Source organism: Micromonospora avicenniae (genome assembly GCF_900156065.1).
GTDB lineage: Bacteria > Actinomycetota > Actinomycetes > Mycobacteriales > Micromonosporaceae > Micromonospora > Micromonospora avicenniae.
Genome location: NZ_FTNF01000009.1, coordinates 1 through 13387, shown reverse-complemented (window position 1 = coordinate 13387; position 13387 = coordinate 1). Strand labels below are relative to the sequence as shown.

Annotated in this window: 15 protein-coding genes; 6 read left to right on the top strand and 9 right to left on the bottom strand. The window is 71.3% G+C overall.

Annotated features, from left to right (window positions below; all coding sequences use genetic code 11):
- Positions 1-90 precede the first annotated feature (90 nt).
- Positions 91-432, bottom strand: coding sequence for a hypothetical protein (locus BXA10_RS15485; RefSeq protein WP_076471259.1), 342 nt, complete (start codon positions 430-432; stop codon positions 91-93).
- A 134-nt stretch (positions 433-566) separates the two neighbouring features.
- On the opposite strand from BXA10_RS15485, the gene BXA10_RS15480 reads away from it, so the two are divergent.
- The 3 genes from BXA10_RS15480 (at position 567) to BXA10_RS15470 (ending at position 4107) form a co-directional block, all read left to right on the top strand.
- Complete coding sequence (locus tag BXA10_RS15480) at positions 567-1649, top strand: LacI family DNA-binding transcriptional regulator (RefSeq protein WP_076471075.1); 1083 nt, start codon at positions 567-569, stop codon at positions 1647-1649.
- A 149-nt stretch (positions 1650-1798) separates the two neighbouring features.
- Positions 1799-3433 (top strand): glycoside hydrolase family 13 protein, encoded by a 1635-nt coding sequence (locus tag BXA10_RS15475; protein WP_076471074.1) that lies wholly within the window; start codon positions 1799-1801, stop codon positions 3431-3433.
- 305 nt (positions 3434-3738) lie between these two features.
- Positions 3739-4107 carry a VOC family protein gene (locus BXA10_RS15470; RefSeq protein ID WP_076471073.1) on the top strand — a complete coding sequence of 123 codons (369 nt, stop codon included), beginning with the start codon at positions 3739-3741 and terminating at the stop codon, positions 4105-4107.
- 49 nt (positions 4108-4156) lie between these two features.
- On the opposite strand, the gene BXA10_RS15465 is transcribed toward BXA10_RS15470, so the two are convergent.
- The 6 genes from BXA10_RS15465 to BXA10_RS15440 all read right to left on the bottom strand — a co-directional run bounded on the left by BXA10_RS15465 (position 4157) and on the right by BXA10_RS15440 (position 8755).
- Positions 4157-4600, bottom strand: a complete 444-nt coding sequence (locus tag BXA10_RS15465) for a hypothetical protein (RefSeq protein ID WP_076471072.1) — start codon at positions 4598-4600, stop codon at positions 4157-4159.
- An 80-nt stretch (positions 4601-4680) separates the two neighbouring features.
- Positions 4681-5049: a GntR family transcriptional regulator gene (locus BXA10_RS15460; RefSeq protein WP_076471258.1), complete on the bottom strand. Its 369-nt coding sequence runs from the start codon at positions 5047-5049 to the stop codon at positions 4681-4683.
- A gap of 17 nt (positions 5050-5066) precedes the next feature.
- Entirely contained in the window at positions 5067-5990 is a 924-nt protein-coding gene (locus BXA10_RS15455; protein ID WP_076471071.1) for a YihY/virulence factor BrkB family protein, read from the bottom strand.
- Between the two features lie 66 nt (positions 5991-6056).
- Entirely contained in the window at positions 6057-6608 is a 552-nt protein-coding gene (locus BXA10_RS15450) for a 2'-5' RNA ligase family protein (protein ID WP_425436071.1), read from the bottom strand.
- Between the two features lie 62 nt (positions 6609-6670).
- Positions 6671-7696 carry a tryptophan--tRNA ligase gene (trpS, locus tag BXA10_RS15445; protein ID WP_076471069.1) on the bottom strand — a complete coding sequence of 342 codons (1026 nt, stop codon included), beginning with the start codon at positions 7694-7696 and terminating at the stop codon, positions 6671-6673.
- A 33-nt stretch (positions 7697-7729) separates the two neighbouring features.
- Positions 7730-8755, bottom strand: coding sequence for a hemolysin family protein (locus BXA10_RS15440; RefSeq protein WP_076471068.1), 1026 nt, complete (start codon positions 8753-8755; stop codon positions 7730-7732).
- Between the two features lie 292 nt (positions 8756-9047).
- Here BXA10_RS15440 and galE point away from each other — a divergent pair, with 292 nt between their 5' ends.
- The 3 genes from galE (at position 9048) to BXA10_RS15425 (ending at position 11716) form a co-directional block, all read left to right on the top strand.
- Complete coding sequence (galE, locus tag BXA10_RS15435; protein WP_245828277.1) at positions 9048-9977, top strand: UDP-glucose 4-epimerase GalE; 930 nt, start codon at positions 9048-9050, stop codon at positions 9975-9977.
- Positions 9974-11131, top strand: a complete 1158-nt coding sequence (gene galK / locus BXA10_RS15430) for a galactokinase (protein WP_076471066.1) — start codon at positions 9974-9976, stop codon at positions 11129-11131. Before galE ends, galK begins: the two co-directional genes overlap by 4 nt.
- 273 nt (positions 11132-11404) lie before the next feature.
- Positions 11405-11716 (top strand): hypothetical protein, encoded by a 312-nt coding sequence (locus BXA10_RS15425; protein ID WP_076471065.1) that lies wholly within the window; start codon positions 11405-11407, stop codon positions 11714-11716.
- Between the two features lie 63 nt (positions 11717-11779).
- Here the strand turns inward: BXA10_RS15425 and BXA10_RS15420 are convergent, their stop codons facing one another.
- Together BXA10_RS15420 and BXA10_RS30905 are read right to left on the bottom strand one after the other, a co-directional pair.
- Positions 11780-12532 (bottom strand): alpha/beta hydrolase, encoded by a 753-nt coding sequence (locus BXA10_RS15420; protein WP_245828267.1) that lies wholly within the window; start codon positions 12530-12532, stop codon positions 11780-11782.
- Between the two features lie 161 nt (positions 12533-12693).
- The gene (locus BXA10_RS30905; RefSeq protein ID WP_139338012.1) at positions 12694-13194 is read right to left on the bottom strand and encodes a hypothetical protein; all 501 of its coding nucleotides are present in this window, start codon (positions 13192-13194) and stop codon (positions 12694-12696) included.
- Between the last annotated feature and the right edge of the window lie 193 nt (positions 13195-13387).

Genomic DNA, 13387 nt, shown 5'->3' with positions numbered 1-13387 from the left:
CGTCGCGTGGGGCAGATCACTCTTCGTGCTGGTAACAGTGCACCCTGGCGTCATGAAAGTCCGGTTCTGAAGCGGCCTTCAGGGCCGACGTTACCGCCAGAAGACCGCCACTGCGGCGTTGACCAGGGTCAACCCAACAATTGCCAGGAAATGGCCACGGTTGACCGTTTCCCGCTTTCGCGAGAAGAAGACCATCACGAAGATCAGCAGCGCGATCACGCCCTTGGTGGCCAGCTTGGCCGGGGCCGGCTCGTCACCGTCACGAAGCGGGGCGGAAAGCCCGATACCGGTCACCAGTTGAATCACGGACCCCCAGAGCATGGCCGCATTGATGCGCAGCCGCCCGCTGAAGTACTGGGCCAGGGAACCGCCCAGCAGCAACGCGAACCCGATCAGATGGACGTAGAGAAGAATCAGCCTCAAAGCTTCCACGCGCACATCCTCCCCCATCAACGACACGTTGTAGTAGGGGGCCCGGAGACGAGGCAGGCGTCGGCAAGGGTTTTCAGAGTATGAAAGGACTTGCAGAGCCCGCAAGAACTTGCCGGTCAGCTAGAGTGCCCGCCATGCGCGCTCGACTGTCCGACATCGCCCGACAGGCCGAAGTCAGCGAGGCCACGGTGTCGCGGGTGCTCAACGACCGTCCCGGTGTGGCCCAGGAGACCCGGCAGGCCGTCCTCACCGCCCTCGACGTACTCGGCTACGAACGTCCCGCGCGGCTGCGCAAGCGCAGCGCCGGCCTGGTGGGCCTGGTGGTGCCAGAGCTGGACAACCCGATCTTCCCCGCGTTCGCCCAGGTCATCGAGTCCACACTGGCGCAGAGCGGGTTCACCCCGGTGCTCTGCACCCAGACCCCGGGCGGGGTCACCGAGGACGAGTACGTCGAGATGCTGCTCGATCGCCAGGTCTCCGGGATCGTGTTCGTCTCCGGCCTGCACGCCGATGCCGCAGCCGACCACGACCGGTACCGCGCACTGATCTCCCGCCCGCTGCCGATCGTGATGATCAACGGGTACGTGCCGGACGTGCCCGCACCCTTCGTCTCCTGCGACGACGCAGAGGCCGCCGAGCTGGCCGTCGCGCACCTGGTGGCGCTCGGGCACCGTCGGATCGGCCTGATCACCGGGCCGGACCGCTTCGTGCCGGCGCGGCGCAAGGTCGCCGGTTGGCGCAGTGCGATGACCCGGATGGCCGGCCTCCCCGAGTCCGAACTGGACGGGCTCGCCGAGCTGAGCCTCTTCGGCGTGGAGGGCGGCGAGGCGGCCGCCGGGCGGCTGCTCGACCGGGGTGTGACGGGTGTGGTGTGCGGCTCGGACCTGATGGCGTTGGGTGCGGTCCGGGCGGCCCGGCAGCGCGGCCTTTCCGTACCGGCCGACCTGTCGGTGGTCGGCTACGACGACTCACCGCTGATGGCGTTCACCGATCCGCCGCTGACCACCATGCGGCAGCCGGTCACGGCGATGTCCGTGGCTGCCGTCCGGGCCCTGGTCGACGAGATCAACGGGCACGGCGCCCCGCACACCGAGTACCTGTTCCGCCCCGAGCTGGTGGTCCGGGGTTCCACCGCGGTCGCGCCCTCCGCGCCGACCGGTCCGGGCGGAGCCACCCGACGCGGGGCGGCCCCGCCCGCGCTGGCCGTGACGGCCTGACGGCTCCCGTGCGGCCGGCGCGGCCGAACCACTTCCTTGCGCAAGGGTTGCTTGACTCTTGCAGCACCCCGGCGGCATCCTGCTCAGACCGCCCGCGCCCGAGAGTGCGCCGGGTGCCGCCCCATCGCATCCGGGAACGAGGACCACCCATGACCGCCAGTCACCCCACCCCGCTCACCGACGACCCCGACTGGTGGCGCTCGGCGGTCGTCTACCAGGTCTACGTCCGCAGCTTCGCCGACGCGAACGGTGACGGGGTCGGCGACCTCGCGGGGATCCGGCAGCACCTGCCGTACCTGCGCGACCTCGGGGTCGACGCGCTCTGGCTGACGCCCTTCTACACCTCACCGATGATCGACGGCGGCTACGACGTGGCCGACTACCGTGACGTCGACCCGAGCTTCGGCACCCTCACCGACTTCGACGCGATGATCGGCGACGCGCACTCCCTCGGACTGCGGATCATCGTCGACCTGGTACCGAACCACACCTCCAGCGCACACCCCTGGTTCGTCGCGGCGCTCGCCGCCGGACCGGGCTCGCCGGAACGCGCCCGCTACCTCTTCACCGAAGGCCGGGGTGAGCACGGCGAGCTTCCGCCCAACGACTGGGAGAGCATCTTCGGCGGCCCGGCCTGGACCCGGGTCGAGGACGGCCAGTGGTACCTGCACCTGTTCGACCCGGCCCAACCCGACCTGGACTGGCGGAATCCCGAGGTGCGCGCCGAGTTCGAGGACATCCTGCGGTTCTGGCTGGACCGCGGCGTGGACGGCTTCCGGATCGACGTGGCGCACGGAATGATCAAGGCCGAGGGGCTGCCCGACGTCGGGTTCAGCACGATGACCACCGGCCGGCGTCAGGTCGAACTGCTCGGCAAGGGCCGGCTCCCCTACTTCGACCAGGACGAGGTCCACGAGATCTACCGTGCCTGGCGCCCCATTCTGGACAGCTACCCCGGCGGCCGGATGGCGGTCGCCGAGGCATGGGCCGAGACGCCGCAGCGGCTGGCCCGCTACATCGGCCCGAACGAGCTGCACCAGGCGTTCAACTTCGACTTCCTCGACGCCACCTGGTCGGCCGAATCGTTCCGTAAGGTGATCGACACGGCGCTCGCCGAGGCGGCCATCGTCGGCGCGCCGACCACCTGGGTGCTCTCCAACCACGACAAGCAGCGGCACGTGACCCGCTACGGCGACGGACCCGACGGGCTGCGCCGGGCCCGCGCCGCGGCTCTGCTGATGCTCGCGCTGCCCGGCTGCGCGTACGTCTATCAGGGCGAGGAGCTGGGCCTGCCCGAGGTGCTGGACCTCCCCGACGAGCTGCGCCAGGACCCGGCGTTCCGGCGTACCGGGGAGAGCCGGGACGGCTGCCGGGTGCCGATCCCGTGGGGTGGCGACCTGCCCCCGTACGGCTTCGGGCCGCAAGCGTGCGAGCTGAGCTGGCTACCGGCCCCGGCCACCTGGGCGGCGCTCTCGGTCGCCGCCCAGACCGGCGTGCCCGGCTCGACGCTGGAGCTCTACCGCGACGCGCTCCGGATCCGGCGTACCCATCCGGCGCTGGCGTCCGAGGGGGCCGGGATCAGCTGGCTGGAGGCCGAGCCGGGCCTGCTGGCCTTCTCCCGCACCGCGGGCGGCAGCGAGTTGACCTGCGTGGTCAACATCAGTGGCGTCCCGGCCCACGTCGCCGGGTACGGCGAACCGGTGGTCGCGAGCGAACCGCTCGCCGGCACGGGTGACGGTCATCTGCTGCCGGTCGACTCGGCTGCCTGGTTCGAACGGCGCTGAGCGGGTAACCGAAAGCGACCTGGTCGTCCGCCGTGCTCCGCGCCGGCGGGCGGCTGGGGCACCGACCCCTTGTGGTGGGGGTGAGGTGGTGCCGGCGCCTCGCGGAGTCCGCTCCGCGGGGCGCCGGCGTCCGTTCCCGCGACCGCCGAACGCTCACCGGTGCGGGCCGTGCTTCCCTGCGGGCACAGTGGGCGGTGTGTCACCGCGATCCCCTCGGGGTAACCCGGACATACGGCGGCGGCCGCGGGGGTCCATCGCGGGAGGAGCACCGCCCCGGCAGATGCGGGACGCACTGGAGGTGGCGCATGGTGGCCCGGGTGGCGCAGTACACCGTCGATGTCGAGGACGTCGACCTCATGGCGGCGTTCTGGTCCGCCGCGCTCGGCTACCGCGTCGAGCAGGGCGGCGACGGTAGCGCGAAGCTCTTCCCGGACCCGGCCGGGACCGGGCCGACCATGTGGCTGCAGGGCTCGGGCACTAACAAACCGGGCAAGAACCGCCTTCACCTCGACCTGGTCAGCGACGGCGACGCGGACGCGGAGGTGCGGCGGCTCGTCTCGCTGGGCGCCCGGCAGGCGGACGTCGGGCAGACCGGCGACGAACCGTTCGTGGTGCTCACCGACCCCGAGGGCAACGAGTTCTGCGTGCTGAACCACCCGCCGGACCGGCCCTGACACCGGTCGTGTCCGGCGACGACGTCGCCGCTCGGCGCCGCGCCGGCGGTCAGGAGCCCTTGGCGGTCAGTATCTCGGCGATCCGCCGGAACCCGGCCCGCAGCTCGGCCTCGGTCGGTGGCACGGTCGGCTCGCCGCGACCCACCTCGTCCGCCGCCGCGTCCAACTCCTCGTCGATGGTGTCCTCGAAGTCGCCGTAGAGGTCGACCTCGTCGACCTGCGCGGCCTCGTCCGCCGCGGCTATCTGGGCGGCGGCGATCTCGCTGCGGATCTCCTCGGCGGAGAGCGCCGGCAGCAGCGGCTCGACCACCGCCATCAGCTGCTCCTCCGCCACCACCGCCTCGGCCAGGGCGAGCGCGTGCGGCCGTTCGTACGGCCCGCAGACCACCGGCTCCCACTCGTCGGCGTCGCCGAGCGGGCCGAACGTGATGATCCACGGCAGGCCGAGCATCGGCGAATCGCTCGGCAGGTCCAACGTCACGAGTGCCCCCACCGGCCCATCATGGTCCGTCACCACCGGCCGCCGTGGAACAATCGCCCGATCCCGCTCGCGCCGGGTTACCCGACGGTCTCTCAGCCGGGGCGGGACGCGTCCAGGGCGGCCCGGACCAGCGCCAGCGCCGTACCGGGCGGCACACCGAGCCGGCGGGCCTCGAGGGCGTAGTCGGCGGCCGACCGCTGCAGCCGGTCCATCGCGTCGTCCCGACCCGGCGCCACGAACGTGCCGTTGCGGCCCCGGGTCTCGAGCAGCCCGGCACCCTCCAACTCCCGGTACGCCCGGGCCACCGTGTTCGGAGCCAGGTTGAGGTCCGCGGCGAGCTGCCGCACCGTGGGCAGCCGGGTGCCCACCGGAAGCCGCCCGTCCCCGACCATCTCGGCGAGCTGGCCGCGCACCTGCTCGTAGGGCGGCACGGGCGAATCCAGGTCGACCGAGATCAGCATGTCCGCCTCCCGCTTGGTCAACTGGCACCTCCCGGGGTGCCGGGATCGATCTGCTCGTCGAGGTTGGCCGGCGGCGGGCCCGCCGCCAGGTCGACCACCCGTCCCCGGGTGCTTGTCGCGGCGAGCGCCGCGCCGAAGAGCAGCAACTGGTTGAGCAGGTAGAGGTAGAGCAGCAGCCCGACCGCGCCGGCCACGACGGTGTACGCGGGGCTGTGCTCGGTGCGTACGACGTAGTAGCGGCCGACCGTGTTGAGCAGAGTGATGCCGACCGCTACGAGCAGCACGACCGGGCGCAGTCGCGAACGGCTCATCCGCAGCCGGGGCACCGCGACGAGCAGCAGCGTGGCGAGGACCGCGTTGACCACCACGCTGAGTACCGCGCTCAGCGTGGTCAGGCCGAGCGACCCGGTGCTGCGCAGCAGGAAGCGCAACGCCGACTCGAGCGCGTCGACGGCCGCCACCGAGGCGCCGAGCAGCACGAAGACGAGGACCATCACGCCGATGTCCACCAGCCGGCGGATCACCAGGTTGCCGGGTTGCTGGTTGAGCCCGTAGATCAGTCGCTGGGAGGAGCGGATCGCCTCGATCCAACCGATCCCCGTGAAGGTCAGGATGATCAGACCGATCACCCCGACCGTGCCGCTGCTGTTGGCGATCTGCGCCGGGTCGAGGAACGGCAGATTATCCCGGAGGAACCTGCTCGCGGCCATGCTGAAATCGCTGTTGTCGTTCAGGGTCGCGCCGAAGATGGCGTACACGACGAGAGCGAGCGCGAAGACCGCGAAGAAGCCGTAGTAGGCGATCGCCGCAGCCAGCCGGCCACCGAGCACCTCGGCGTAGCGGGCGCCGGCGCGCCATACGTGGTCGAAGAGCGCGGACCGGCGGCGGCCGGCGCTCACCCAGCGGTCGATGCTCGCCTCGACCCGGCCGATCACGTTCACGCCGTCATCCTCGCCGATGTCGCCCCGCCGTGGGGGTAACCGTCGCGCGTGTGCCCACGCGGTCGGTCAGCCGCCCAGCCGGAAGTCACGCCGGGGCTGCCACCGGGCCTGCCCACTGTGCAGGAAGAGGGTGAAGGCCGCCACCTCGAACACGGCCGAGAAGTCGGCGAGGTCCTCGTAGACCTTGTCCAGCGCCTCGGCCGGGACGTCCTGCGCCACGGTGACGTGCGGGTGGTACGGAAACCGTGCCTCCCGATTCAGCTCCGGGGCGGCGCTGATCGCGCCGGCCAGCAGTTCACACTCGCTGATCCCGGCGGCCACCGCCACGAAGACCACCTGGGTCACCGGCCGGAATGTGCCGGTGCCGCGCAGGTGCAGGGTGAACGGCAGGTGGGCCGACGAGACCGCGGCCAGGTGCCGCTCCACGGCGGGCAGGGCGGCGGCCGGTATCTCGGTCGGCCCGAGCAGCGTCACGTGCGCGGGGATGTCGGCCGCCTGCGGGTCGCCGGCCTCCGCGCGCCGCCGGGTCAGCTGACCACCCCATGGCTCCGGGATGTCGACAGCTACCCCGATCTGGATGAGGTCACCCTGCCCGGACGCCCCGTCCCTGCGATCCACGCTGCGCGCCACCTCTCCGGCCACCGGCCCGTGTCCACCCAGTCCTGTGCCGCGTCGCGGCGCTACTCGCCGCGCACCGGCGGGAAGAACCCGATCCGCTCGTACGCGAGGCGCAGCGTCGGGCCGGCCACCGCGCGAGCCTTCTCCGCGCCGGTCGCCAGCAGCTTGTCCAGCTGAGCCGGGTCGTCCAGGTAACCGCGCGTGCGCTCCTGGATCGGCCGGACGAACTCGGCGACCACCTCGGCCAGATCCTTTTTCAGGTCTCCGTAACCCTTGCCGGCGTACGCGGCGACCAGGTCGTCGATGTCGCGGCCGGAGAGCGCCGAGTAGATGGTCAGCAGGTTGGCGATGCCCGGCTTGCCCTCGGCGTCGAAGACGATCTCCCGGCCGGTGTCGGTGACCGCCGAACGGATCTTCTTGGCCGTACGGGCCGGCTCCTCCAGGAGATCGATGATGCCGGCGGGCGAGGAGGACGACTTCGACATCTTCGCGGTCGGCTCCTGCAGATCGGTGATCTTCGCAGTGTCCTTCACGATGTGCGGCGCGGGCACGGTGAAGGTCTTACCGAACAGCGAGTTGAACCGCTGTGCCAGGTCGCGGGAGAGTTCCAGGTGCTGGCGCTGGTCCTCGCCGACCGGCACCGCGTCGGCCTGGTAGAGCAGGATGTCGGCGGCCTGCAGGATCGGGTAGGTGAAGAGACCCACGCTGGAGCGGTCGCTGCCCTGCTTCTGCGACTTGTCCTTGAACTGGGTCATCCGGCTCGCCTCGCCGAACCCGGTGATGCAGCCGAGCACCCAGGCCAGCTGCGGGTGCTCGGGCACCTGGGACTGGACGAAGAGGGTGCTGCGTTCCGGGTCGAGGCCGAGCGCGAAGAGCTGGGCGGCGGCGACCCGGGACCGCTGCCGGAGCACCTTCGGGTCGTGCCCGGCGGTGATCGCGTGCAGGTCGACCACGCAGTAGAACGCCTCGTGGGTCTCCTGCAGCGCTACCCAGTGCCGCAACGCGCCCAGGTAGTTGCCGAGGTGGAACGAGTCGGCGGTCGGCTGGATGCCGGAGAAGACGCGGGGGCGGGCGGGAACGTCGGGCATGACGCCAATTCTGTCAGCCCGCCCGGGCGTCCGTCATGACGGCCCGGCGGGTCGGCCTCCGCCGGTCGAGGTGGGCGCTGTCACCTCACGCCGCTGCTCCGGCAGTCGTGCGGCGGCGACCGCGATCCGGGCCGCCCGCCGTCCCTCCAGGGCCAGCACCCGCAGCGCCCAGCCGCCGGGCGGGTCGCCCGGTCCACCGGTGCCGGCGTCGCTCGGACCGGGCGCCACCGGCACCTCGTCACCGGCGACCGGCAGCCGTCCCAGCACGGCCATCACGAACCCGCCCACCGTCTCGTACGGCCCGGGCGGCAGCGTGATCCCGGTGCGCTCCGCGAAGTCGGCGAGGTTGAGCCGGCCGTCGACCACCGCGGGCAGCCCGGTGTGCAGCGGGTCCGGGGTGGCGTCGTACTCGTCGTGGATCTCGCCGACCAGCTCCTCGATGAGGTCTTCGAGCGTGACGATGCCGGCCGTGCCGCCGTACTCGTCGACCACCACCGCCAGGTGGTGCCCCTCCCGCCGCATCTCGGTCAGCGCGGCGAGTACCCGTTTGCTGCCGGGCAGTCGCTTCACCTCCCGGACGAGCTCGCCGACGGTGACCCGCGGATCGGTGTCCGGGCGCAGCAGCACGTCGTGCAGGTGGACGAAGCCGACCACGTCGTCGTGGGTGCCGTCGGTGACCGGATAGCGGGTGTGCGGCTCGGCCCGCACCAGTCGCGCCGCCTCGGTGATGTTCAGTCCGGCGGGCAGGAAGACCACCTCGGTGCGGGGCATCATGACCTCGCGGATCAGCCGTGCGCCGGCGACCAGCACTTCGTCGATGATCCGGCGCTCGTCGGCGTCGAGCAGGGTGTTCGCGGCCACCAGGTCACGCAGGTCGGACTCGCTGATCTGCTCCCGACCGGCCGCCGGGCCGGCGCCGAGCAGGTCGGTGACCCGACGCGTGGCGGCGTCGGCCGCCCGCACCACCATCCGGGCCACGGCCCGGGCGAGCGGGCCGGGGTCGCGCCCCGGCCGTCGCCGGGTGCGTCGCCGGTGCTCGGGACCGCCTGCTTCCCGCATGTCAGAGATGGTAGACAGCGGGACGTTCCGGCACCGGGTTTCCCGCGGCCGGCGCTGCGGCCCGCCGCGGCCTGCGGCACCCTGGTCGAACCATCCGCACGTGTTCAACTCTGTTGGATCGTGAGAGTTTATGATGGAATTGCGATGCCCGGCGTGACGGGCCGAGCCACCCCACCCGCCCGTAGGGTGTGCACCGACAGCGGCCGCGTTCCGAGCCGGCCAGGCAGGAGGCAACGACGTGAAACTGCTCGTCACCGGCGGCGCTGGCTACATCGGCAGCGTCGTGACCCGGATGCTGCTCGACGCCGGTCACGAGGTGGTCGTCCTCGACGACCTGCGCACCGGCCATCGGGTCGCACTCGCCCCCGACGCCACCCACGTCGACCTGCCCGTCCACGAGGCGGCACAGATCCTCACCCGGGAAGCCGGATTCGACGGGGTACTGCACTTCGCCGCCCTCATCGCCGCCGGCGAATCGATGGTCAAGCCCGAGCTCTACTGGCACAACAACACCGTCGGCTCGCTCGCCCTGATCGACGCGGTCCGGGCCGCCGGGATCCCCCGCCTGGTCTTCTCCTCCACCGCCGCCGTCTACGGCAATCCGACGGAGCTGCCGATCCCGGAGACCGCGGTGAAGGCGCCGACCAACACGTACGGGGCCACCAAGCTCGCCGTCGACATGGCGCTCACCTCCGAGGCGATCGGGCACGGCCTGGCCGCCGTCTCGTTGCGCTACTTCAACGTGGCGGGCGCGCACCTCACCGACGACGTCGCCCTCGGCGAGCGGCACGCCCCGGAGACCCACCTGATCCCGATCGCGCTGGACGTCGCCGCCGGCCGGCGGGAGAAGCTCCAGCTCTTCGGCGACGACTACCCGACCGTCGACGGCACCTGCGTCCGCGACTACATCCACGTGGCCGACCTGGCCCGGGCCCACCTGCTCGCGCTGGACGCCGCCACCGCCGGCCAGCACCGGGTCTACAACCTCGGCAACGGCAACGGGTTCACCAACCGGCAGGTGGTCGACGTGGTCCGCGAGGTGACCGGGCATCCCCTGCCGGTCGAGATGGCACCGCGCCGCGAAGGCGACCCCGCCGAGCTCGTGGCCTCCTCCCGGCTGGCCCGCGAGGAGCTGGGCTGGGTGCCGCAGAAGCCGACCCTGCACGACATGGTCGGCGACGCCTGGACCTTCTACCGCACGCACATCATGGAGCAGGCATGACCGACGTCGCCGACCGCGCCACCGCCGGCTTCCGTCAGGAGTTCGGTGAGCCACCCGCAGGTCACTGGGCGGCACCCGGCCGGGTCAACCTGATCGGCGAGCACACCGACTACAACGACGGCTTCGTGCTCCCCTTCGCGCTGCCGCTGCGTACGGTTGCGGCGGCCGACCGGCAGGAAGGCGCGCGCTGGACGGTCTGGTCGGAGCTGTCCGGCGAGACGATCAGCTTCGGCGCCGACGAGGTCGACGAGCCCGGCCGGGTCACCGGCTGGGGAGCGTACGTCGCCGGGGTCGTCTGGGCCCTGCGCGACGCGGGTCACGACGTGCCCGGCGCCCGCCTCGCCATCGCGTCCGACGTGCCACTCGGCGCCGGGCTCTCCTCGTCGGCCGCGCTGGAGGCGGCGGTGCTGACCGCACTGGTCGACCTTGGCGACCTCGACCTGCCCGCCGACCGGCAGCCCCGGCTCGCGCAACGCGCCGAGAACCACTACGTCGGGGCGCCGACCGGCATCATGGACCAGTCGGCCTCCATCCGCTGCCGCGACGGGCACGCGCTCTTCCTCGACTGCCGCACCGAGGGCGTCGAACACATCCCGTTCGACCTGCGAGCCGCCGGGCTCGCCATGCTGGTCATCGACAGCCACGCCCCGCACCGGCACGCCGACGGCGAGTACGCGGCCCGGCGCAAGTCCTGTGAGGCCGGTGCCGAGCTGCTCGGTGTGCCCGCGCTGCGCGACGTCACCATCGACCAGCTCGACGCCGCGCTCGCCCGCCTCGACGACCCGGAGACCCGCCGCCGGGTCCGGCACGTGGTCACCGAGGACCAGCGGGTACTCGACACGGTGGCGCTGCTGCGCGCCGGCCGGGTCCGCGAGATCGGCCCGTTGCTCACCGCCTCGCACGTCTCGATGCGCGACGACTTCGAGATCACCGTGCCGGAGATCGACACCGCGGTCGAGGCGGCGCTCGCCGCCGGCGCACTCGGCGCACGGATGACCGGCGGTGGCTTCGGCGGCTGCGTCCTCGCCCTCGTCGAGGCAGCGGCCGCCGACTCGGTCGCCGCCGCCGTCACCGCCGCGTACGCCGAGCGGGGTTTCACCGCCCCCGGCAATGTGACAGTCCTCCCCGCCCCCGGCGCCATCCGCCTCGACTAACCCCTCCCTCCCCCACCCCCATACGCCTCTTTCACGGAAAGAGTGGCTGTCCGGGGCCGGACAGCCACTCTTTCCGTGAAAGTGCGCGAGAGGTTAGGGGTGGCTGCGGCGCGGGACGGGGTCCTGACGGAGACGGGGACGCGGGTGGAGCACCTGGTGCAGGGCGAGCGGCGCCGGGAAACGCGCATCGGGGCATGACCGCATCCGCCGGCCACGTGCTCGCCGGGTTGCCCGCTTCCCGTCGATGGCTGACGTATCTGGCATGCTCGGCCGGTGGAGCTCACCCGCCCCATGGTCGCCGGTGCGGTTGTCGCTCTCGCCGGGCACGGCGTTGCCCTCGGGGTCACGCTTGCCGTGGCCATTGCCGCTGGCGGCGGCCCGGATGCAGATCTCGATTCCGGTGGCAGGTTCGGCGTACTCTTCTCTGCCGCATTCACGTACGGCATTGCGCAGCTGGTGTTGCTGTGGGGCTGCGTCGCGCTGTCCGGCCCCCTCGGCCGTGGTTCGTCGTCGGGCCTCGTGGCGGGCTGGGTACTGGGACTGGCCGCAAGCCTCTCCTACGTTTGCGGCGGGTTCGGCCCATAACATCGGCTCATCGGCGTGAGCGTGCGACCAGCGGCAGATCCGCGCATCGGATCATGTCGGAACTCAGGACGTCGAGGATCGCCAGTCACGGGTCATCGCCATGATGCGGTCCGTCACGGCGCGTGGGTCCACCAGCTGGTGCAGATGCCCGCCCGGAACGTGGTCGACGGCCCAACCGCGCTGCCTCGCATCGATGGCGACCTCCTCATACGGTGGACCGAACAGCAGGTAGCCGCACGGCCGGTTGTCCCAGCCGGCCGGGGTGGGAACGAGTTCCTCGTAGTAGCTCAGCGGCAGCCGGGGCTGTTCGGCCGACACAGCTCTGCGCGTCTGCGCGTCCGGGAACATCGGCGCGACGTCGGACTCGTCCCACCACGCCGTCCATTGCGGAAGCCGGCCGCCGGTCACCTTCGGGCGTAGAAAGTCCAACAGCTCAGGTGGCGCGACAGGCGTCGGTCCGGCAGGTGACGGCAGCGCCGCATCGACGAACAGGCAGCCGACGATCCGCCGGGAGGTTGCTTCTACGATCACCGGCACGAAGAGGCCAGCGTTGCTGTGCGCCACGATGACGACGGCTTGGTCCGGCGGTAGCCGGTCGATCGCGGCTCTGACCTTCTCGGCGACGGACCACCAGAACGGCGGACGCGCATCCGCGACGCCCAGGAGCGACGGCACGATGGCCACCGCCCCCGAGCCTTCGAGTGCCTGCGCTGTCGACGCCCATGTCAGGGGCCCGACCGACGGACTATGCACGAGAACGTAGGCGGTATTCATGACCACACCCTTCAGGATTCGGCCAGCGAGCCGCCATCCCACCCGTCACGCTGACTGCGAACAACGGACTATGCCGTCAGGGCGGTTCAGCTTCATGGGCCCACGGGATCCATTCCTCGGCACGTCCGGACGCCCAGCGGCAGACGGCAACCGTCGGTGACGCGCGGTTGGCGGCTAAATGAGTGCGTTGCAGTGGGCGGGCCTCAGCCGACGTTGAGCAGCAGGACCTCGTCCGGCTGCAATCCGGACAACGTGTCGTGGAGAAGCTCCAGGCCATCCATGGCCGCCATCCCGGCCTCCTCGAATCCGAGGCGCTTGTTCTCGAAGTAGGCCCGGAGCTCGTCTTCGCGATGCGCGTCGGGCGCGAGCTTACCCAGATATTTCTTGTGCACCGGAGTGAGCAGGAGCGTCTCGCCGTAGACCCGGTTGATGGCCGACGACTCAGCTCTGAGATCCGAGCGCCGCAGCGGTACGCCGTGACGCTGTAGATAGTCCACCACCGCCAGCATGCAGTATCCCGACCACTCGTACCCGGGCCGCACTGGGCGTGCATGCTTAGCCAGTACCTGAAAGAACGCACCGTTCTGGTCGGTGGTGGCGCTGGAGCGAGGCAATCGAGCCCACCATGACGGCCGGCCGACCAGACCGGCCAGTTCCACGACCCGGTCTCGATCGAGCACGTACAGCGATGCAATCGCTGACACCCCAAAGACCTCCCCGGCTAGCGCTTGGTGCGACAGCATAGTGACGCAGCGGCGAACGCCGGCCCGCCTCTTCCACCGTGCCGATCAGCATCCTGCCGCGCTCATCGGCTACTTGTTTCATTGACCTGCGATCGTGGCCCGGCCAGGCTTCGGTCGAGGCGCCCGGGCTGTCGCTCACTTTTCGGCTGCCCAC

Bases quoted from the DNA above. Each gene is read 5' to 3' on its own strand.
- trpS (WP_076471069.1), bottom strand. From the start codon at position 7,696: ATGCCCGACGTTCCCGCCCGCCCCCGCGTCTTCTCCGGCATCCAGCCG.
- galK (WP_076471066.1), top strand. From the start codon at position 9,974: ATGACCGACGTCGCCGACCGCGCCACCGCCGGCTTCCGTCAGGAGTTC.
- galE (WP_245828277.1), top strand. From the start codon at position 9,048: ATGCTGCTCGACGCCGGTCACGAGGTGGTCGTCCTCGACGACCTGCGC.
- BXA10_RS15470 (WP_076471073.1), top strand. From the start codon at position 3,739: ATGGTGGCCCGGGTGGCGCAGTACACCGTCGATGTCGAGGACGTCGAC.
- BXA10_RS15460 (WP_076471258.1), bottom strand. From the start codon at position 5,049: ATGCTGATCTCGGTCGACCTGGATTCGCCCGTGCCGCCCTACGAGCAG.
- BXA10_RS15475 (WP_076471074.1), top strand. From the start codon at position 1,799: ATGACCGCCAGTCACCCCACCCCGCTCACCGACGACCCCGACTGGTGG.
- BXA10_RS15480 (WP_076471075.1), top strand. From the start codon at position 567: ATGCGCGCTCGACTGTCCGACATCGCCCGACAGGCCGAAGTCAGCGAG.
- BXA10_RS15440 (WP_076471068.1), bottom strand. From the start codon at position 8,755: ATGCGGGAAGCAGGCGGTCCCGAGCACCGGCGACGCACCCGGCGACGG.